The sequence below is a fragment of the Psychrobacter sp. N25K4-3-2 genome (genome assembly GCF_015351755.1).
Classification (GTDB): domain Bacteria; phylum Pseudomonadota; class Gammaproteobacteria; order Pseudomonadales; family Moraxellaceae; genus Psychrobacter; species Psychrobacter glaciei.
In genome coordinates, this window is record NZ_JADKLX010000001.1 from 799,570 (window position 1) to 821,651 (window position 22,082).

Genomic DNA, 22,082 nt, shown 5'->3' on the forward strand with positions numbered 1-22,082 from the left:
CTTTATCCTAAAAAGGTTTTGTCTATGCATAAACAAAACCTTTTATCAAAATATTAAATCAAGCGCTTATACATGTGTAAACGCCAGCAACTAAAACTTAAGACGACCGCCCTTTTCTTCTGCGCTCTTAAAGGCCTCACGTTCTTCACAGCGTTTTAGCCAATTTAAAATATTGGTATATTTATTCTTATCTAAGCCCGGACCAGCATTGGCACCTACTACCGCCAGATGCATCTGAATGTCGGCGGCGCTAAAATCTTCACCAGCGAACCAATGATTGTCCTGTAGATGCTGCTCCATCATGTCGAGTATTTTGTTTAAGCTGTTAGCAATCATACTTTTTTCGACTTTTGCTTTGATGCCCTTGCTAACAGGTTTAATCAACATCGGCGATTGCTCAACCACTTTGGTGAACACCAATCGCATGATGAGCGGTGGCATCACCGACGCTTCAGCGAAATGCAACCAAAACGTATAGGCTTCCCACGCTGCTTCATTGTCATCAGCAGGCTTGAACTGATGGGCTTTATCATAATGCTTGAGCAGATATTCGATGATAAACCCTGACTCAATCAGCGGGCGACCATCCACTTCCAATATCGGTGCATGACCGATCGGATGTATGGCTTTTAAACTCTCAGGCGCGCGGTAAGCTTTATTGCGCTCATAGCACGTCAGTTGATAATCGGCTTTGAGCTCTTCTAATAACCATAAAATACGAAACGAGCGTGAGTTTGCTAAATGATGAAGGTGTAACATAAACCATCCTAGTAATAAGTAATTGTAAGTCCGCTATACTATTTTAGGGTGTGTCCTCATTCTGAACATAGTGATAAAAATGAGATAAATTGCAGCCAAACGAGGAAAGTAGCACAGATAATATCGAGATATTAACTAGCTATTTGACACAGTTTAGCAAGATTTAGCCATTTTTGACCCATTTAGGTATTTTCGTTCAGCTTGAGGACACGCCCTAGATATCATGTGCCAAATTAGGTCGAGTGTGATACTGCTGCTACTGATAATAGCGTACTTAACGCGGCTTTGACACCACAACTGTGTAGAGTAGTTACGAAAAATAATGCCTGCCAAGTCAACTTTGGTTTTACAACGACACCTGCTTATTTGGCATGGAGCACTTCTATTTTTCGCGTCATTTTGTCTATTTTTTGCTGATACTTCTTAATCTTACGAAACCGATGTGCAGCCAACACGCCTTTAATACGGCGATTTTCTAGGCGACGGCGTGGTGGAAAGCTGCCCACTTGTGGCTCATTGTAGCCATGTAAGCGGTCATCACGTTTGCGTCCCAAATAACCAAGCGCACTATCAGCGATCATAATAAGCAATGCCACAAAAATCATGCTGTACATCAGCATGGATCCACCATCATGTAAGTTACGATCCAAAATTGCGATTGAGAATACGAACAAAAATATCGGCTCAAGGTAGCACAACGTTCCAAACAACGAGACAGGTAGCTTTTGGCTGGCGACCATTGTCAATGACATGGCAGCGGTACTAATAATGCCAAGTAAAGGCAACAGATACCACAGTTTATGGTTGGTTATCGCTACTTCAAAGCCACCATTCATATACAGCGCAACCAATACGACTGGCAATAACAACACAAGGTCCGATATAAGACCAGTGATGGGTGGTACGGCTAGATAGCGACGCAGTAGGTAATACGGCGGGTAACCCAAGCAGACAAACAACGTCGCCCAAGAGATAGCACCATATTCAAAGATATCATAAGCGATACCAAGACCCGCACATACAATGGCAGCCCACTGAAGTAAGCTCATATCCTCATTATAAAAAAATCGACCAACGACGATCATAATCATTGGATATAAAAAGTAACCCAACGTCACTTCAAGCCCCAAACCATTCACTGGCGCCCACATAAATATCCAGATTTGTGCGCCCAAAATTGGGGTGGGCAATATAAATAAAAACCACTCTTTGGCGTTTTTTAATGTTTTTAGATAGTCAAAAATATGCTGCCATTGTTTTAATATACTTACCAATAGCACCAAACTAAAAAACATCGTTAGCACACGCCACGAAGCGACCTGCGTACCTGATAACGGTTGCAGCAGCAAGCTGAATAAGAACAGCAGAGAGTATAAGAAATTTGCAGCCACAGCAGTGATCGTACCCTGCGAGGTTTGGTTAGTAGTCAGCATCACAGCAGCCTTTAGAGATTGGGGCACATCCTTGGCAATTTTAAAAAAAACAAAAGCCTCAGACGAGAACGTCTGAGGCTTTTGCATATAAGGTCGTCGCGCAATCCAAGATCAACGCTTTTGATATGTCGTGCTTATATCATGGGCTGCATTATGTCAAAGTCAGAATAGATAAGCAATACTGCCTTTCATTTAGTATATCAACTTCTTCGTTGAGTAAGTTTAATGACTCTAAATGCTTATTTTAAATCAAGTTGCTCAATTTTTTGCTGTATTTTATTCATCTTTTTTTGGTAACGACGTATCTTGCGAAAACGATGCGCTTTTAGTACGCCATCGATACGCTGATTGATAAAATGGCGTCGCGGTGGGAAACCGCCCACTTGTGGCTCTCTATAACCATAAAGATGATCGTTACGACGACGAACAAGATAGCCTGTGGCACTATCAACCATCATGACCAGTAGCGCAAGCGTAATCATGCCATACATAAAGAGCGAGCCGCCTTCATCGAGGTTTTGACTCAGAACCGTAATGGATAATACAAACAACAGCATCGGCTCTATATAGCTTAACGCGCCAAACAATGACACGGGCAGCTTACTACTCGCAATCATCGTCAGTGACATCGCAAGCGCGCTCAAAGCACCAAGCAGCGGCAACAGATACCAAAACTTCATCTCTTGTGCCGCAACGTCAAAACCACCAGTCACATAAAGTATGATGAGCACTACTGGCGTCAGCAGAGTTAAATCAAACAACAGCCCCGTCACTGGTGGCACAGCAAGTGTACGACGCAACAGATAATAAGGTGGGTAGCCCAAGCACACAAACAGCGTCACCCAAGATACCGAACCATACTGAAAAATATCGTAACCGATGCCTAACGCTGCGAATAGTGCGGCTGCCCACTGTAGGACGCTCATATGCTCATGGTAAAAAAATCGACCAAGCACAATCATCACAAGCGGCAATAAAAAATAACCCAGCGTAACGTCCAGACCAAACCCATTAACGGGCGCCCACATAAACAACCAAATCTGTCCACCCAAAATCGGTGCGGGCAATATAAATATCAACCACTCCTTTACTGTCTTTAGCGTTTTTATATAATCAAAGACATGCTGCCACTGCTTGGTCAAACTAAGCAATATTACCAAACTTAATAGCATCATAAGGACACGCCATGATGCTACCTGTGTCCCCGTTAAGGGCAACATAAACAGCCCAAATACAAACATCATCGAAAATAAAAAACTCGATGATACCGATGCGACAGTTCCCTGAAAAGTTTGATTGGTCGTAAGCATAACAACAGCCTTAAAAATAGAACCTTATTTACATTATTGAGAAAAATGAGAATCAAAAAATAAAAACCTCCGACGATAACGTCAGAGGCTTTTTTTAGAACAATCGTATAAGACTAGGGCGTGTCATCATTTAGATTGTGAGGCTTAAAATGAGGAAAATTGCAGCCAAACAAGAAAGAAATTGCCGTAAATATGAACATATTGACAAGACTTCTGACGATGTTTGGCAAAATTCAACCATTTTAAGACCACTAAATGTATCAATGTGCTAATTAATGACATGCCCTATATCACAAAGCTAACTACTGAGATATTTATTCGCCGTCTAACTCATCATTGTTTGCAATATCGATAGCATCATCAACTTCAGTTGTGGCGGTGTTGCCAGTTGCCGCATCGATGTCTATTTGCTCTTGGCCTTCTACATGCAACGTGCCATCTTCTCTCATAGCATCAACTAGCTCATCATCGCTTTCTTCGTGCTCGACACGTGCCATAGCAACCAGTTTTTCATCTTTTGACAGACGAATCAGCGTGACACCTTGCGTATTACGACCAGAGCTAGCGACATGCTCAACTGGCGTACGAACCAATGTACCTTTGTCAGAAATTAAAATAATATCATCGGTAGAGTCAACTTTGGTGGCGCGTACTAACGCGCCATTACGCTCACTGGTCTTAATCGCGATTACACCGCCACCACCACGATTTTGGGTATTGAACTCATCGATAAAGGTACGTTTACCGAAGCCTTTCTCACAAGCGATTAGGATTTCGCGGACATCATCTTCGATAACGACTAACGACTTAATGAATTCATCAGCAGCCAGACGCATACCACGGACACCTTTCGCAGTACGACCCATCGCGCGAGCATCATTTTCATCAAAACGAATGGCTTTGCCACTGGAAGCAAACAACATTACTTCTTGGCTACCATTGGTGATACGAGCACTGACTAATTTATCACCCTCTTCTAATCCAACGGCAATCAAGCCGTTTGATCGAATATTGGCAAACTGCTTAAGCTCTACCCGTTTCACTGTACCATTAGCAGTTGCAAAGAATACAAAAGGTGGCTCTGCTTGATTGATATCTTCTGATAACTCATCATCACCATCTATTAAGGTATCTGTTAATGATGTGTCACCTTTTACCGGTAGCTCTTCTACTATCTTTGGAATAGGCAAGATAGTTGTCACGGTTTCATCAGGATTTAACCCAATTAAATTCACTAATGGACGACCACGGGCACCGCGACTGGCAATCGGTACTTCAAAGCCGCGTAGGCTAAAGACACGTCCACTATCAGTGAAGCACAATACTGTAGAATGCGTTGAGGTCACTACTAAATGATCAATCACATCGTCTTCTTTCATCGCAGTCGCAGATTTGCCTTTACCACCACGTTTTTGCGCGACATAATCATCAATTGGCTGGGTTTTTGCATAACCAGTACGAGAAACGGTCATGACTACAGTTTGCTCTGGGATAAGGTCTTCACGGTTAAAGTCCATACGTGAATCAATAATATCAGTGCGGCGCTCATCACCGAAGTTCTCACGAATCTCAATCATCTCATTAGAGATAATGGTCATTAGCTTGTCAAAATCGCCAAGGATAGACTCTAAATGGGCGATTTCACGCAGTAAATCTTGGTATTCTTCGGTCAGTTTGTCTTGCTCAAGACCCGTTAGACGATGCAGTTGCATATCTAAAATAGCATTGACCTGCTCAAGCGATAAGCGATAATGCTCATTACCCTCAATCAGACCAAACGGTGCTTTTGGATCTTCGCCTTCGATGAAGTCAGGACGTACTGATTGACTGCCAGCAGCGGTTAGCATCGCCACGACACTACCTGAACCCCATGTGTTGTTCAGTAAGCTTTCACGTGCCAAGCCGCGGTTTGCAGACGCCTTAATCGCAGCGATAATTTCATCAATATTCGCCAGTGCAACGGTCAAGCCTTCGAGCAGATGACCACGAACGCGAGCTTTGTTAAGCTCATAAATTGTCCGGCGCGTCACCACTTCTTGACGATGACGTACAAAAGCAGCGATTAATTGACGTAAGGTCAATAACTTTGGCTGACCATTATCGAGCGCCACCATATTGATACTAAAGCTAGACTCAAGCGGTGTTTGGAGGAATAAATTATTGACGATAACTTCAGCCGTCTCGCCGCGACGCAAATCAATGGCGATACGCATGCCGTCTTTATCAGACTCATCACGAATCTCAGTAATACCTTCGATTTTTTTGTCACGTACCAGCTCAGCGATACGCTCAATGAGCTTCGCTTTATTGGTCTGATAAGGTACTTCGGTAAATACAATGCGCTCACGATCGCGGTTGACGCCCGTATCACTCATCGCTTCAATGATATAGCGACCACGTATGTGCAAGCGGCCTTTACCCGTGCGATAAGCATCCAAAATACCTGCACGACCGTAGATGATACCGCCCGTGGGAAAGTCAGGACCGGAGATATGAGTCATCAGCTCTTCAGCTGATATTTGCGGGTTTTCGGCATATGCCAAGCACGCATTAATGACTTCGGTCAGGTTATGCGGTGCCATATTGGTCGCCATGCCGACTGCAATACCAGTCGCACCATTGACCAACAAGTTAGGCACACGCGCAGGCAACACGCTTGGCATACGCTCAGAGCCATCGTAGTTGTCTTCCCAGTCGACAGTGTCTTTGTCGAGATCAGCCAGCATCTGATGGGTCAGCTTGGTCATACGTACTTCGGTATAACGCATAGCCGCCGGTGGATCATCATCAATCGAGCCAAAGTTACCTTGACCATCAACCATCGGATAACGCAAACTAAAGTCCTGCGCCATCCGTACAATCGCATCATAGACCGCACTATCGCCATGCGGGTGATATTTACCGATGACATCACCGACCACACGCGCCGACTTCTTATAGGCTTTATTGTAATCATTAGACAGCACGTGCATCGCATACATCACACGGCGATGCACTGGTTTGAACCCATCACGCACATCAGGCAGCGCGCGCGAGACGATCACGCTCATCGCATAATCCAAATAGGATTGCTTTAATTCATCCACGATGGCAATAGGACTGATCGAGTCGCTCATATACACTCCTTCACTCACATAATTTCTCTAAGGGTTGCACACCTTAAAAAGGTTTAAGCTGATACAAAAATATAGCTGCACAAATGCGCAACTATGATTGTTATATCAACGCTAAAAAACACCTCAAAACGTGCAAAACCATAGGAAAATGGCGATACGGTTTTTGTTAAAAGTAATGTTGAATAAAAGAAGCTATTTTAGCACAAATTTGTTGATTTAGGGGGTTCTGACTGTCATTAAAATCAAGCAAAACAGCTCATTAGCGCAGGTTTTTGGATCCAGCAATATCCGCCGAAATATCTTTAATGACATACTCGCTTAGACTGGCTAATTTTGCCATTTTTACAGACGAATTTACCATCTTTTGAACAATGAGAAACACCGCCCATCTTACCGGAGCAAGGCGTATTTTTTGCTTGTGCTTGACTCATAGGCAACAATACAAAGGTGAGCGCTAGCAAAGATAACAGTATTGACTTCATTGTTTTATCCTCCTAAAAAATAATGGGTTTATACATAAAAAAACTGCACCCACTGGGATGCAGTTTTTTGACATCATTCATCTGTAAATAACTTATTGCCGCTTGGCATATTAAGTTCGGTTGGCACTGGCACTGGCACTGGCACTGGCACTGAAGTCTTGCTTAAAGAATTCACGAGTGGCGTCAGTACAAGCACTAGCGACTAAACCACCATGATAGCTAGATAAGAGGCCAGCTCCAGCAGCGTCGACATTCTTATTAAATCGCGACTGAATATTATCAATAGTATTGGTCATTAGCCAAGGGTTTGCTAATGCTGATTGACCTAAAGGTAGTAACGTTGGAATGCCACGACCCGCTTCATTTTCGTTGTCGACATCGAGAACAGTGACATTTAGGTTGGCTTGTTGCAGCTGAGCAGTCATTGCACCTGTATTTAAATCATAATATACCGTTGGATCACGATGACCACCACATAACAATGTTGGCATCTTTGGTACATATCCTCGTAAATCGTTGTCTTTTAGGGCTTTGCGAAGCTCGTTCTGTGGAGAAGCGGCTGGTATTCCAGCTGGTGTTGTTGCTGTCAAACCATCAGGATTTGCAAGCATATCTGTCACATAAGCGGCACGAAAGTCCGTCTTAATGAGATAGTTATCAGGAGAAAATCCTACAAACGCAAAAGGTAGTGTACTAAAAGGTAGCTGGTCAAGTACTGCATTGCCAGTAGATTTTGACTGGAACAGCGCAAATCCAGGCAGTTTATTATCCTCGACTAATTGCTCAAAACTTGAATCACTTGGAAGGATAGTATTAGCATACTGGTCAGTGAAAATCTCATTAACATTATTATAAATGTTTGGATACTTTTTCTGTAATCCTGTCGTTAATAATGGCGCAAATCGCGTTGCACCAAGGTTAACGCTCCCTGTAAAGATAGCATCACCAAAGGCGGCTAAAGCATAAGGGCCTGATAAAGGCGCAATGGCTGTCACTGGTTTGTTTTGTGCTTCTAGCGCTCTAGCAGTAGCCATAGCAACATGACCACCTTGTGAATAACCTGAAATATATAGCTCGCCTGAATCATCGATATTGGCGTAATCGGTATTCTTATCTCGTTTTTGTGCATCGATGACGATACGCGAGCTATTCAACGCATCAATCATGTCAGCAGATTGCTGCTCAGCAACTAAGTACGGATGATAATCAAGCTCTGAATCATCATAGCCAGCATAGTTAGGGGCTACAACGATATAGCCTTGCGCGGCAAAGTTTGCTGCTATCAAGGTGGCTTCACCCGAGCCTGAATTTTGAGGATTGCCAACTTGGCTAAAGTCATAGCTTTTATCGGTAGTCGTACCATGAGCATATAATAATACTGGACGATCACCCGAACAGTCTGCACCCTCACCACTAGGCAGCATTAAAGCAGCAGTTGCATTGGTAACCTCGCCTGCTGACCCTACCGTTTGATAGGTGACTTTCTCTACTTTAATATCACACTTAGCATCAGGCGTACCAGCATTTTCCAATCCAGGAATACCATCTATTTGAGCAGTACTGAAAGCACTAATTGTCTCAACGCTAGTAGGAAAAATAATGGATGCTGTGTCATTATCATCGTCGTCATCTCCACAACCGGTGAGCAGCAAAGCACTGGCAACGGCTACCGACAATAGGCAGCGTGACATCTTTGGTATTTTGGTAGTGATAGACATGGATTGATAAGTAGGGGCAGATAAAGGGGCAGATAATTTGTCGCTGGTATCCGTGGTGAATTTGATCATGGTTGCTGTCCTTAGCAATTGTAAATCAGACGTTCGCTGAAAGTTTTTGGCAGTAAATGCCGTTTAGCATGGCAGCTTTTTTCATCAATGATTCGTATTAAACACTTTTTAGCAAAATTTTCTCAATAGTTATTGTTTCTTAAACCTTACTATTTATACCGTAAAATTTTATGAAAAGCTACTGCAAAACATGCGCTGAATGGCGTCTTTTACCTTATACGAAAAATTTTGTTGCCGTTAAAGCAGTTCTAGCTTAGCTTTAGTCTTTGTTGTACGATGTTCCAAATTTAACCCTAATACAGATATCACCCTATGCAAACCAGCAGTCAAAGCACGAAAGAAACCAACAGCCAATCGACAGATCTCACAAAAGAAACAGCGATGCAAGACGAGACGCGCACCGATCGTAGTTTTGATACGATTGCGGATTATTTTGAAAAAAAGGTCTACGGTGGTCTTAAAGGCGACATTCGACTGGCAGTATTGCGCCGTGATATCTTTGCCTATACAGCCCAGATGAGTAAAGAGCTTGGGCGACCTTTACGGGTTTTAGATGTGGGTGCAGGACTTGCACAGATTGCGATTGAGCTTGCGGCTCAAGGGCATAGCGTGGTCATCAATGACATCTCTGCCAATATGTTAGAGAAAGCAAAAGCGAGCGCCGCAGAAATCGATAGGAATCTAGATATACACTGGTATGTGTGCCCTTATCAGGAGATAGAGGATAAATTGGCAATCGATGCGTTGCAGAATAAAGACAGTATGGGTATGAATGCTGAGAAAGCAGCTAAGTTTGATTTGATAATGTCGCACGCCCTACTCGAATGGCTCGCAGAACCAGCAGCGATTATGGACTTTTGTGATCGGCTATTGGCTGAGCATGGCGCGCTGTCATTGTGCTTTTATAATCCAGCGAGCTTTGACTATCGTAATCTAATTATGGGTAATTTTAATCTGCTCGATAACACTGATTATAAGGCTGACACTAAAAAAAGCCTGACGCCTAATTATCCAGTCGCCAAAGAAGAAGTCGAATCTTGGCTCACCACACATCATTACCAAACCATTCTAACCAGTGGCTTGCGCGTGTTTCATGATTATGCGCCGCTCAAGCGTGGTGGTCATAATGATCCTGATGCAGTCATACGCATGGAGCTGCGCTACTCACAACGAGAGCCGTATAAATGGCTGGGTCGCTATCTACATATAATGGCAACTCGGTAAGTTGAATAAGCTTAATGATAACGAGCACCTAAATCATAATTTGCTAAAGCGACTATCTGGCTTCTGCCACGCGCTCGGACCGATCGTACTCTGACCAAGTCGTCGCATTGATGTCTTTTTCATCAAAAACAACAACGTGCTCAAGTATCGGCAAAATCCCAATTTGCGAGCCAATCTCATGATTATGATGACTGGCGACCAAGGATAAAACTGTCTGCCCATCATCGAGTTGCAAGCGATACAGATAATTGGCACCGCGAAAGACGCGCCCAATCACCAAAGCGGTCTGCGTACTATCATCATCATGGATTATATCATCAGGGCGCACGAGCACCTTAATTGGGGTGCCATTGGGGTAGTCGTACTCACAATACTGCGGCTGCCCTGACTCATCATAAACTTCCATGCGACGGTAAATGTCACCTAACGCAGTCTCGACGTGACCTTCTTTGATAATGCCATCTATCATCGCCCCTTCACCGACAAACTCAGCGACAAACGGACTGATTGGCTCATGATATAGCTCGCTTGGTGTCGCCCATTGTACCAATCGGCCTTTATTCATCACGCCTACTTTATCCGCCAGCGCAAAAGCCTCATTTTGATCATGAGTCACCAAAATAGCGGTGGTATTGGTACGTTTGAGAATATCGCGGACATTCATCGCCAATGACTCACGCAGTACCACATCCAAATTAGAAAACGGCTCATCGAGTAGCAAGAGTTTGGGATTGGGCGCTAACGCTCGTGCCAAAGCAACGCGTTGTTGCTGTCCACCTGAGAGCTCATTGGGCCGTTTGTCAGCATGCTCAGTCAATTCAACGAGGCTTAGCATTTCAGCCACACGGGCTTTTTTGTCAGCCGCTGACCATTTATTGAGACCAAAAGCGATGTTTTTTGCCACGCTTAAATGCCCGAATAACGCATAATCTTGAAACACCATGCCCATGCCACGTTTGGCTGGCGCGACGGCAAACGAGGTCGTCGGCGTCTGTTCTGTCAAGCGTTGGTTATTTAAGCCAATCGTGCCGCGACGACTTTGCTCTAGCCCTGCAATGGCTCGCAATGCCGTGGTCTTGCCGCAGCCGCTATAACCTAAAAAGCAGCCAATCTCGCCTTGCTGTAAGCTTAGCGATAGTCCATTAACGATGATGGTATCGTCATAACCGACGATTAAATCTTGGACGCTAAAGTAAGGATTGGTGGCGATATTTGTCTCAGTATGTGCGGCAGAATTACTATCATGATTAACGGTATTATTATCCTGCATTTGGTAAACTTCATCTGTTGATACTGGTGATTTTTTTACATTATCAGCGTGCACTTTCACTTTAGCCGTCGCCGACTGAGGATTGGCTGGGTCTGTTGAGTCTTTAATCAAGTCAGTATACATAGATGGTACCAGTAAGCGATTAATGAATAAAACCAATAAATAAAACGGTAAAAAATTATGGTACTAATGAAGGCTTAAGCGCGAGCAACTCTGTCTTTAACTTCTTAAATAATAAACGGCAATGTCTTAAATAATAAACTGTTTTCAACTTATCCCTGCTTATCACTTTGGCGCAGCAGTATCCAAACAGGAATAAGACCGACCAACACAATCAGCAAACTTGGCAATGCTGCTCTGCCCCACATGCCTTCGCTGGTCATCTCAAATACCCGCACTGCTAGCGTATCCCAGCCTTGTCGCCGTGTCATCAAGGTGATCGGCATCTCTTTCATCACTTCGACAAAACCCATCAATAAAGCCGTTAGCACCCCAGGGCTGAGTACAGGCAACATCACTTGCCGCCAACGCTGATAAGGGCTGTCACTCAGTAATTTAGCAGCCGCTTCCTGATTGACAGTCAGTCGCTGTAACTGCCGATCGACTGGCTGAAAGCTTACGGTCATAAAGCGCGTCGATAAGGCAAGGAGCATCACGATCACACTACCCGACAGCACTTGCTCTGAAGTCACACCAAACGCAATCAGCTGATTGTCTATCCAAGCAATGGGAATAAATATACCAACAGCCAGTACTGTACCCGGTACGACATAGCCTAGATTGGCTAAAGTCGTCATGAGCTTGGTTGATTTATCAGGATATTGGCGCTTGATCCACGCAATGATGATGGCTAAAAAAGCAATGAAAATGGTGGTCATGCTCGCAATCATGAGACTGTTGGTAACAAAATCAATATAACGGGCGTCAAAATCTTGGCGAAAATTCAACGCGGTCCAGTAGATCAACTGCAAGAACGGTATTAGGAAAGCCAGCAAAAACACCAGTGTACATAGCAGCGTCATGGCCAGTTTAGCAGACGCACTGGCTTCAAAACGCTGATTGCTGCCTTGGGTAACTATATTACCGCGCTTGGCTTGCCAATACTGCTCAAACAATACCACGATAAATACCACACCGATTAATAAAGCGGCTAATTGTGCGGCAGTCGTTAGACTAAAAAAGCCAAACCAAGCCTTATAAATAGCCGTTGTAAAAGTGTCGACATTGAAGACCGAAACCGCACCAAAGTCCGCAAGTGTTTCCATACTGGCGAGTAACAAGCCGCCAATTATCCACGGTAACGCTTGCGGTAATGCCAAGCGGAAAAACACGCGACTGCGGCTTAAACCAAGCATTTGACCCGCTTCAATCGCCCGCCTGCCTTGTGACAAAAAGGCCTGACGCGCTAGCAAATAAACGTAGGGATAAAATGCCAGTGACAAGACCAAGCCTGCGCCCCAGACATTGCGTACTGACGGAATGGCTGTATCGATGCCTAACTCTCGTAAACCTGTCTGTAGCGGTCCACTAAAATCAACAATACCGACGGTAACAAATGCCAGCACGTAAGCAGGTATCGCCAGCGGTAGCATCAGCGCCCACGAAAAAAAGCGCTGTCCGGGAAAGCGATACATGCTGGTGATCCAAGCAAGTGCGGTGCCGATACTGCCAGAGATAACCGTCACCATCACCAATAAAATCGCGGTATTTTTGAGGACTTGTGGCAGCACATACTCGCGCATGTGCGTCCAGATGTCTGCCACTGGCTGCGTCCATGACAGCAGGACGATGAGAATTGGTACCAGCATAAACAACGAAATCAGTCCTAAGACTGATTTTGAGAGGATGCGTTTGCGAACGGCATGGTCTTGACTAACAGCCAAACTACTATGGTCACTGCCATTGTTATGGTCGTTGGCTGTCTTGTCTTGACGAACAGACGCATTTGGCGTTGTTATCATATAATTATTACCATGTCATACGCATAGAGATCCCGATCTAATTCGCCTATCGCACACCCAAAAACACCATTTTCTCTGCCAAACTTGTTCAGCTTACTGTTCCGCTTACTAAGAGTCATGCTGACATTTATCTTATGGTTACTGTCATTTTTTGGGCGTGGTTGGCTTGTGATACTCTATTTATAACCTGCTTTGTCCATCATTTGAATCGCTTGGGTTTGACGCTCGCCAAACTTTTGCACGTTGATATCATCTTTTTTGAATTCGCCCCACGATCTGAGCATATCTGACTCATCAACGCCTTCTTTGACTGGATATTCTTTATCAGAGCTGGCATAGAGACCTTGCGCCTTATCCGAAGACAACCATTCCATTAATTTGAGGGCGCCATCAGGATTGTCTGATCCTGTCACCACACCTGCCCCAGAAATATTCACGTGGGTACCAGTAGTGCCTTGGTTTGCCCAAAAGACTTTGACAGGAAAATCAGGCTGCTCATCGAGCAAGCGACCATAGTAGTAGCTGTTAGACAAGCCCACTTCACACTGACCGGCAGCGATAGCCTTTAACATGCTAGTGTCATCACTGAAGACGTCAGTGGCCAAATTATCTACCCAACCACGAATGACGGCTTCGGTTTTTTCTTCGCCTAAGTTTTCAATCATACTGGCAACCAATGACTGGTTGTATACAGAGTTTGAGGTGCGCAAACAAAGCTTGCCTTTCCATTTTGGATCCGCTAAATCTGCATAAGTGGATAATTGGTCGGTGCTGACTTTACTTGGGTCATACATGATAGTACGGGCACGTAATGACAGACCTGTCCACTGACCTTTTGGATCACGATATTTTGCAGGGACATTGGCTTCTAATACCGTCGATGCCACTGGTTGGAGCAATCCTTGTTCTGTGGCTTGCCACAAATTACCCGCATCCACAGTCAATAACATATCCGCTGGCGTATTTTGACCTTCCGCTTGCAAGCGTGCCATCAATGGACCACTTTTATCAGTGACCAGTTCAATTTTGACACCTGTTTCTTCTGTATAGCGGTCTAGCAAAGGCTTGATCAGCTGCTCGTTACGTGATGAGTAGATCGTAATCGTTTGTCCTTCAGCACTCGTCGCGCCATCGTTAGCCACTTCTTGCTCGCTACTGGCTGGCGCCGCTTCAGCATCAACGCTTTCTTCTGGCGTAGAGGAATTACTACAACCCGCAAGCCCTAGCATCATGCCAAATACGGCAACAGGTAAAGTGAGCTTGGTAGAAGGTAAATTTGCGCTGAAAGCTTTCAATGACATGGTTTTCCCCATAATGGTGCTACGGATAAGTGAGAGAGATAAAAAACATTACTCATTAAGAGTAATAAGAGCATATTAGTTGAAAACAACATACTAATAGAAATGAGATTAATTATCAATACATTTATTTAACTGGATAAACTGGTGTTTGTTTGGCTAAATCATTGCTTTTAAAATACAATTTCAAAAGCAATGATTTAGCCAAATAGTGTTCGCTCAACACTTTTTTATAACAACCATTGCCCCAAAATCACATTGACTGCCGCTTCAGTACGTAATATGCGTGGACCTATGTGTACCGCCTGACAGCCTTGACTGGCAAGTAGCTCAATCTCATAGTCGATCCAGCCCCCTTCTGCGCCGATACAAACGAGACTGGGCAAGGAGGTACTATTAGCTGAGTTGGTTTCTACGAGCGATGGCGCAGTTTGCTCTTGCTTTGCTAGCACTTGCTGCTGCACATATTGCGAAAATGACAGATCGCTGTAAGGATGCGCGACAATAGCGCGGTTGGTGATTAGACTTGCCAGCTCATCCTCGACAAAGGGTTTAAAACGCTTTTGCAAAGTAATGCGCGGGGCAACAGTATCCACTCCTTGTTGTAAGCCTTCTAATACGAACTCATCGAGACGACTCAACATCGGACTTTGCCAATAGCTCTTTTGCGTGCGGTAGCTATTGATAAGGATAATGTCGCGCACGCCAAGCGCCGTCATATCCATTATCAAGCGGCGCAGCACTTTTGGACGTGGCAATGCCAAGATGACCGTCAGATTTAACTTAGCAGGTGGCACAAATGACAATTGGACATCACCTAGCTGAATACGATGAGCAGCAATCTCCTCAATCATCGCCGTACCAAGATTGCCACCGAGTTGCCCGATTTTAAGGGTATCTCCCACTGCTGCGGTCAACACGTCATTGATATGGTTAATTTGCGATAGATTATTGATTATCGCAGAATCTTGCGAAAAGTTTTCGGCAGGCAGTAATAGACAGTTCATAGCGTCTCTTGGTTTGAGTGTTGCTCAATCACCTTTTCGATCATGGCAAATTGACGCGTTAATACTGCTTGCTGCTGTACGGTCATCTGCTCGCCAGCTTGCCCTGCTTGTTTGGCTAATAGCGGATGGATAAGCCAAGACTGTAGCTGATCATAAATGAGCGCCGTATCGTTAGCAGCCAATGAGGATTTTTTGCGCGAGGATTTTTGCTTACCCTTCATATCTGAGCTACTGATATCTGAGCTAATGATATCTGAATGGTCGATATTTTCATTATTGGTAGCAACATCCTCTATATTAATTGGGTGATAAAACGCATTGTTTGGCTGATATAACGCGCCCACACTCGCCAGCTTATCGACCACACTTTGACACGATTGGGTTTGGCGTCCCATTAGTACCGGTGTTGCCACACTCGCTGGCTCAACTGGATTGTGTCCGCCCACATCGACCAACGAACCGCCCACCAACGCCACATCCACTAATGCATACCATGTCATTAGCTCGCCCATGCTATCTGCTAAATAGACTTGCGTGTCCGTATTGATTATTTCTTCGTTACTGCGCCGTGCCATTGTTAACTGACTGTTTTGGATAAGTGTCGCCACTTCATCGAAGCGTTCAGGATGTCTGGGCACGATAATCAACAGCGTGTCTGCCAGCGCTGGGTTGGACAATAGCTGCTCTTGCAATGACAGAGAGATGATTTCCTCGCCGCTATGGGTGCTGGCCGCGACCCAAATAGGACGATCCGCTATTCCCAACTCGACGGCAATACCGCTCTTTTGCTTTTGTATAATGACACGCTCATGTTCTTTCTTAGCAGCGTTGCTATCAGTCGCTTGTACATCATCAGTTTTGCTATCAATCGTTTCATTATTGAGCACTGGGCTATTAATGACCCACTTGAGTGAGCCCGCCACCCGAATTTGCGCACTATGAGCGCCCAGCTGACGAAAGCGTTTGGCAGACTCGTTGTCTTGCGCAATAATTAACGTCAGGTTTTTCATCATACTGGCGCTGACAGCAGCGATTTTTTGATAGCTTGTAAATGAACTGGCTGATAGACGACCATTGACTAAGATGCTCGGAATACGATGCTCGGACAGCTTGGCTAAAATATTTGCCCACAGCTCGGTCTCTACAAATAAGGCCGCGACTGGCTGCACGTGCGCTAAAAACGTTTCAATAACAGCGGGGCTATCTACAGGTACATAACTATGGCTAAGCCGACCCTGAGCAATGTCATCAGCGAAACGGCTGGCACCGCGAGCGAAACCTGTCTGCGTGGTATTGGTCAGCCAAATCTGATAACCATGCGCCAATAGCATGTCTAGCAACGGCGCTACTGTATTGGTCTCACCTAAAGACACCGCGTGGCACCAGATAACGTTATTATTCATCTCAGCTTTATGGTGCATTTCAGCTTTGATATCAGCTGTTGGCGCTGCAGGATAGTGCTTGCCAAAACGCTGCGCCACTTCTTGCTGATAGTTATCGCGCTTGTGTGAGCGTCGCCAAACCTGTAGGCGATATAGCGGCTTGAGTAAGCCGATAATAAATTGATAATAAAAGGGTGGCGGATATACCGCTGGACTGGACAACGCGGTAGATGAAGACGCGGTGGTAGAGGGTTTGGATGGCGTAGGAGAAGATGGCATAGAACAGCCCAGATTAGTAATGGATCAGATAATACCATTCTCAAAAAAACTGATGGTAAAAAACGCGACAATTCTACCTGAATTTTCTGCTTAATAATAAGCTTTTACGCAGTATGAGCTAACAAAAATCGTTTAGACAATAATTAGTATTAACACCGCCACTACTAGCACTACCGCCAGTAACAGCTGATAGCGCTTAATACTGTGTTGCTCTTGCTTTTGTGTCGTTATCAACGTTTGCGCTTGCTGCCACTGTGCCACCAAACTGGCCGCTTCCACGTGACCGTTTTGGGCAGCTTGCTCTAGCCAATATTTACCGTTATTAATATCTTGCACGACGCCAACCCCTTGGTAGTACATCTTACTGAGTAAGCGCTGCGCTCGACTGTCGTCTTTGCTAGCGGCTTGCTTAACCCATTCAACACCTGCCTCTATACCAGCATTTTTATCAATCATCAAGCCTTCACCGAGTAGCTCATACATCGCCAAACGCAGCATAGCAGCGGTATTCCCAACATGCGCGGCCTCTTGTAGTTTTAACAACGCTTGCTTTTTTGCCGCCAAATGATTCTCTGAAAAGTTAATTTGCGCACGCGGTTTAGATTGCTTGGCAACATGCTGTTCAAACTGATCCAAGACTTTGCGGGCTTGCTGATCCTCAGCATTGCCCGCAGTTTGCGGCCGTTCAATCTCATCTAACTCTATGAGTAATTGGCTAAAAATCTCTGGGGTTGATGAGGGTTTGACAGCGGCTGCTGGCTTGGTTTCTACCAAGGGAATGGTCTGTGCTACTGGCAGCTCCGCTTTAGATGGTTCAGGCTTTAATTGGTTCTCTTGTTCATTCGATAAGCTTTCATTGGTTAGCCTGTCTGATACGATATACGTAGAAGCCTCTTCATTTAAATCATCTGCTTGTGTAACCGTTATATTCTGCTTTACTAAAAATGCTGCGCTATTGCCCACTGTCTGAGAATTAGAGTCTATGCTACTTGAGCCTAAATCCACTTGAGGAGCCATGCGAGCAGCCACGTTAGATTTATTGTCTTGAGTGATAATGGTAGACACGTAATCATTATTAGCGACTGGCAGTCTGGCACTAACCGCTTGATACAAGCCACTAGCAACTTGACCACCTTGTACGGCAACAAAAGGTCTATCGACATGACCGAACAAGCGCAAACCTATCGGTTCTAGGGCAAAAAATATTGGTAAGCTGGCACTGTCATTAATATTGGCATTGGCATTAATATTGGCACTATTATTCTCACTATATAACACTGCCATATGCTGATAAAAATCATCGGTACTCAGCGACCATATTGGATAACGTTTACGCAGCTCGAATTGACCATACCAATGCGCTGTGGCTTGCCATTGCTGCGCCAATACTTGGCCGGCATAAAATGCCAAAAACATCATAAGATTACGATAGCGTTCATCCGTTAACAGCGTCGCTTCATCCCAGTTACCCATTTTAATCAGATCACGGCGTATCTGCGATAGCAAAGTATCTACTCGCTGTAAGCTCGACAGTGACTCATCCAAAACGCAATCACGTAGCTCAGTTTCATAGGCAATGCTACCTGCGATCGGACGATTCGCTAAGAAATCTTGCCAATAGCCTGCGGCGATATAATCCAGTGGTGTTAGAGGCGATGCAGACATAAGACCAGCGTGTCCTTTTACAGTTTAATAGGTAATGAATAGGATGAAATCGTTATGATGGCGACAGTAATGCAATGTGTGGATAAAGACAATGTGTAGATAGTTTACCTTAGCCTAAAATTCAAATAGCTACAATAAACCGCTACAATAAAGGACTAAACAAGCGTACCACATTATCAAACAAACGCTCATAGCCTGCGCGCTGCTGCCATTCTGCTAACGTTAAAAAATGACAGCTCTGTAGATAAGTCTCTTGGCAGTTAGCAATTTGAGCGACCATTTCAGGGGTATAAATCGCCAAGCTGACTTCCATATTGAGATAAAAACTGCGCATATCAATATTTACTGTACCAAACAGACAATAATCATCATCGATCACCACGGTTTTAGCATGTAGCAGCCCGCCCTTAAATAAGGCAATGGTGACGCCCGCCTGCAATAACTCTTCATAATACGCTTGTGACGCATGCTGCACTAAAAACGAATCGACCTTTTCGGGAACGATAATCGTTACCTCCACCCCACGCTTAGCCGCTATCGTCAGTGCACTTGATAGCGACTCATCAGGTACGAAGTATGGCGTGGTAATACAAATGCATTTATTGGCGCGATGAATAACCGTCACCAAGGTATTATAAATAACATGCGCTGTTACCTGCGGTGCCGAAGGTATCAACTGCGCGATCACGCCTTCTATTACGGGCATCTGTGGTATGACTATCGACATTGAGCCAGTATGTAGCGGCTCATCAGCATCGATACTATCACCCAAAAATTTTACCCGACTGTTGATATCATTGATAGTCGGATCCATCACATATAGCTTACGGGTATAGTTATTGATTCGCTGGTTAAGCTCGTCTAGATTGTTGTTGTTTTCAGCGCCGATATCGGTGACCACAACTTTTGCCATCGCCGTCGCTATACTGATGGTACGGTGGCTCACACTACGTATCGCCACATCGATCCATTGTCCGACATTTTTATTTTGTTTAAAAAACTTAGGATCGACCAAGTTAAAGCTGCCGATATAACCAATATATTCATCAATGACCACCATTTTTCGGTGATTACGCAGATCTGAACGTTTAAATAAGGTCTTGAACAGGCCTACTGGTAACGACTGATGAACAAAGGCACCTGCTTGCTCTAATATTCGATGCTCATTGCTATTAAAAAACCTAAAACTACCAACACTATCAGCCAATATATGACACTCAACCCCGCGCTGTACGGCAGCGACCAACGCCTCTATCACCTCTACTACCTGCCCCTTCGGATAGATGATATAAAACTCCATCAAGATGATGCTCTTTGCTGACTCAATATCATCGATCAAACGCTTAAAAATAGCACTGGGCGCGGTTAGTAGCTGCATCTGGTGATCGGGAAACACCCCGAACCCTGTCCAGCGCGTCCCTATTTGGCTGACACCGCGATAGTTATCAGGCAACAAATCTTGCCCTTTATCAAAGACCAAATGCTCCCGCTTTGCCATCTCATTCATCAGCAGACTGGCTTGATCCATGCGTTCACGATAGCGACGTCCGATCATTGGCTCACCAAGCAGTATGTAGGCAATTAATCCTACGACAGGCAAGGTATAGAGCACAGCAACCCAAGCGATCGATACGCCAATATTGCGCTGTACCGATACAATTCGTAATGTCATGAGTATCATGAGCACGACATGTAATATCAGCCCCAATTCTGCAAAGTCACCCAATGACCATGTCGTAAAGTACTTTTCAATAGCAAAAGTGTCTATGCCTGCCTCCATCAACCAATCAGTCAATTAATACAAATCAAATTATCCAATACCTGCACGTACCACAAAACATTATCAGTATAGTAGCTTTTGACGCACACACAATAGGTAACTATGTACCCACCATATGGGCTGAACCAGTCTTAATGTCGCTGACGTAAAAGAAAGATAATCATTAATTTATAAAATATATGAAATAACGTTTGACAGGCATATGTAAATCTATATAATACACACCCACAGCAAGGGGACTTAATTGAGTTCTATGTTGTTAGAATTTTTATTAATTTAGAGTGTGACAACTTTAAATGTTAAGACTTCTATAAGATTCCTTTTAAGGAATTTTAACTTGCGAAGCTAACGCTTCTCAGGGTGATTAGCTCAGTTGGTAGAGCGTCTGCCTTACACGCAGAATGTCGGCGGTTCGAATCCGTCATCACCCACCACTCTTTTAGCAAAGTGGGCCTATTTATACGAGTAAGATGCTAAAAACGACCTAAGCAGCGGTAGTTCAGTTGGTTAGAATGCCGGCCTGTCACGCCGGAGGTCGCGGGTTCGAGTCCCGTCCGCTGCGCCATATTTAAAACGAATTTAAACTTTCGAGTTTAAGCAAGTTTCGCCTCAAGTATTAGTTTACTTGAGGTTTTTTTGTGTCTGTTAATTTATCTAAATATAGATTGCTATAAAGTCGTCTGTCTCGGTTGTGGTGGTACAGAATAAGTACCAACCACATGGGCGACCAAGTCGCTAGAGCCTTCTGAGTAAAGCGAAACCTCGCCCACGATTAATGTGCGCCCTACTTTCATTAACGTGCACTCGGCGATGATACGGGCATCTGCTGAGGGTTTACGCAAAAAGTTGATGGTCAAGCTCGTTGTCACAGTCAACGGTACAATACCGATTTTTCCCAATATTGCCACATAGATGGCCACATCAGCGACACTCATCAATACTGGCCCAGAGACCGTGCCACCAGGTCGCAGCTCATTGACACCTATCTCATGAGATAAGGTCGAACCCTTCTCATCTACTGACTCGACCCTACATTTGGTTTGCGGAAACTCCGCCTCTATAAAAGCGACGATTTCTTGTTTGCTTGCAGACATACCTACTCCTTGGTTTTAAGTGTGCTTACTGCCAACGTTTAGCCTTTCTCATTTGAGAGACGCTAATCAAAAACAGTTACCTGATTCTCTCCACCATCATTTATAGCATAATTCACATTATAAGCCGTATCTATATTAGGGTCTGTTGCCTTGAAGAACCTCAAAACTTCATCTGTTTTAGCTGCTGTCTAGTAGCACTTTTACTTGAGTATGAGAAGCAAATGATCAAGACCAA

Annotated in this window: 15 protein-coding genes and 2 tRNA genes; 3 read left to right on the plus strand and 14 right to left on the minus strand. The window is 44.4% G+C overall.

What is annotated here, in order from left to right:
• Window positions 1-90: 90 nt before the first annotated feature.
• From IOD06_RS03145 to IOD06_RS03170, 6 genes are all read right to left on the minus strand, one after another.
• On the minus strand, window positions 91-759 hold the full coding sequence (locus IOD06_RS03145) for a glutathione S-transferase (protein WP_194619066.1): 669 nt from the start codon (window positions 757-759) through the stop codon (window positions 91-93).
• 362 nt (window positions 760-1,121) lie between these two features.
• Entirely contained in the window at window positions 1,122-2,192 is a 1,071-nt protein-coding gene (gene rarD, locus IOD06_RS03150) for an EamA family transporter RarD (RefSeq protein WP_194619067.1), read from the minus strand.
• Between the two features lie 239 nt (window positions 2,193-2,431).
• Complete coding sequence (rarD, locus tag IOD06_RS03155) at window positions 2,432-3,502, minus strand: EamA family transporter RarD (protein WP_194619068.1); 1,071 nt, start codon at window positions 3,500-3,502, stop codon at window positions 2,432-2,434.
• A 314-nt stretch (window positions 3,503-3,816) separates the two neighbouring features.
• A complete protein-coding gene (gene gyrA / locus IOD06_RS03160; protein ID WP_194619069.1) occupies window positions 3,817-6,618 on the minus strand; it encodes a DNA gyrase subunit A in 2,802 nt (933 codons plus the stop codon).
• A gap of 302 nt (window positions 6,619-6,920) precedes the next feature.
• Window positions 6,921-7,100 carry a hypothetical protein gene (locus IOD06_RS03165; RefSeq protein ID WP_194619070.1) on the minus strand — a complete coding sequence of 60 codons (180 nt, stop codon included), beginning with the start codon at window positions 7,098-7,100 and terminating at the stop codon, window positions 6,921-6,923.
• A 110-nt stretch (window positions 7,101-7,210) separates the two neighbouring features.
• A complete protein-coding gene (locus tag IOD06_RS03170; RefSeq protein ID WP_194619071.1) occupies window positions 7,211-8,887 on the minus strand; it encodes a S9 family peptidase in 1,677 nt (558 codons plus the stop codon).
• A gap of 312 nt (window positions 8,888-9,199) precedes the next feature.
• Between IOD06_RS03170 and IOD06_RS03175 the strand changes: the two genes are divergently transcribed.
• Window positions 9,200-10,111, plus strand: a complete 912-nt coding sequence (locus IOD06_RS03175; RefSeq protein WP_194619073.1) for a methyltransferase domain-containing protein — start codon at window positions 9,200-9,202, stop codon at window positions 10,109-10,111.
• A 52-nt stretch (window positions 10,112-10,163) separates the two neighbouring features.
• On the opposite strand, the gene IOD06_RS03180 is transcribed toward IOD06_RS03175, so the two are convergent.
• The 7 genes from IOD06_RS03180 to IOD06_RS03210 form a co-directional block, all read right to left on the minus strand.
• A complete protein-coding gene (locus IOD06_RS03180; protein ID WP_194619075.1) occupies window positions 10,164-11,504 on the minus strand; it encodes an ABC transporter ATP-binding protein in 1,341 nt (446 codons plus the stop codon).
• A gap of 149 nt (window positions 11,505-11,653) precedes the next feature.
• Window positions 11,654-13,342: an iron ABC transporter permease gene (locus IOD06_RS03185; RefSeq protein WP_189580431.1), complete on the minus strand. Its 1,689-nt coding sequence runs from the start codon at window positions 13,340-13,342 to the stop codon at window positions 11,654-11,656.
• Window positions 13,343-13,518: 176 nt separating this feature from the next.
• Window positions 13,519-14,643: an extracellular solute-binding protein gene (locus tag IOD06_RS03190; RefSeq protein WP_194619077.1), complete on the minus strand. Its 1,125-nt coding sequence runs from the start codon at window positions 14,641-14,643 to the stop codon at window positions 13,519-13,521.
• Between the two features lie 227 nt (window positions 14,644-14,870).
• Window positions 14,871-15,647, minus strand: a complete 777-nt coding sequence (locus tag IOD06_RS03195) for a 16S rRNA (uracil(1498)-N(3))-methyltransferase (RefSeq protein WP_194619079.1) — start codon at window positions 15,645-15,647, stop codon at window positions 14,871-14,873.
• Complete coding sequence (locus IOD06_RS03200; protein ID WP_194619081.1) at window positions 15,644-17,308, minus strand: 3-deoxy-D-manno-octulosonic acid transferase; 1,665 nt, start codon at window positions 17,306-17,308, stop codon at window positions 15,644-15,646. Before IOD06_RS03200 ends, IOD06_RS03195 begins: the two co-directional genes overlap by 4 nt.
• A 132-nt stretch (window positions 17,309-17,440) precedes the next feature.
• A complete protein-coding gene (locus IOD06_RS03205; RefSeq protein ID WP_194619083.1) occupies window positions 17,441-18,973 on the minus strand; it encodes a tetratricopeptide repeat protein in 1,533 nt (510 codons plus the stop codon).
• Between the two features lie 142 nt (window positions 18,974-19,115).
• Entirely contained in the window at window positions 19,116-20,768 is a 1,653-nt protein-coding gene (locus IOD06_RS03210) for a cardiolipin synthase (protein ID WP_265087653.1), read from the minus strand.
• 343 nt (window positions 20,769-21,111) lie between these two features.
• On the opposite strand from IOD06_RS03210, the gene IOD06_RS03215 reads away from it, so the two are divergent.
• Window positions 21,112-21,187, plus strand: a tRNA-Val gene (locus IOD06_RS03215).
• Between the two features lie 54 nt (window positions 21,188-21,241).
• A tRNA-Asp gene (locus IOD06_RS03220) sits at window positions 21,242-21,318 on the plus strand.
• Between the two features lie 103 nt (window positions 21,319-21,421).
• On the opposite strand, the gene IOD06_RS03225 is transcribed toward IOD06_RS03220, so the two are convergent.
• The gene (locus IOD06_RS03225) at window positions 21,422-21,847 is read right to left on the minus strand and encodes a PaaI family thioesterase (RefSeq protein ID WP_194619085.1); all 426 of its coding nucleotides are present in this window, start codon (window positions 21,845-21,847) and stop codon (window positions 21,422-21,424) included.
• Window positions 21,848-22,082 lie beyond the last annotated feature (235 nt).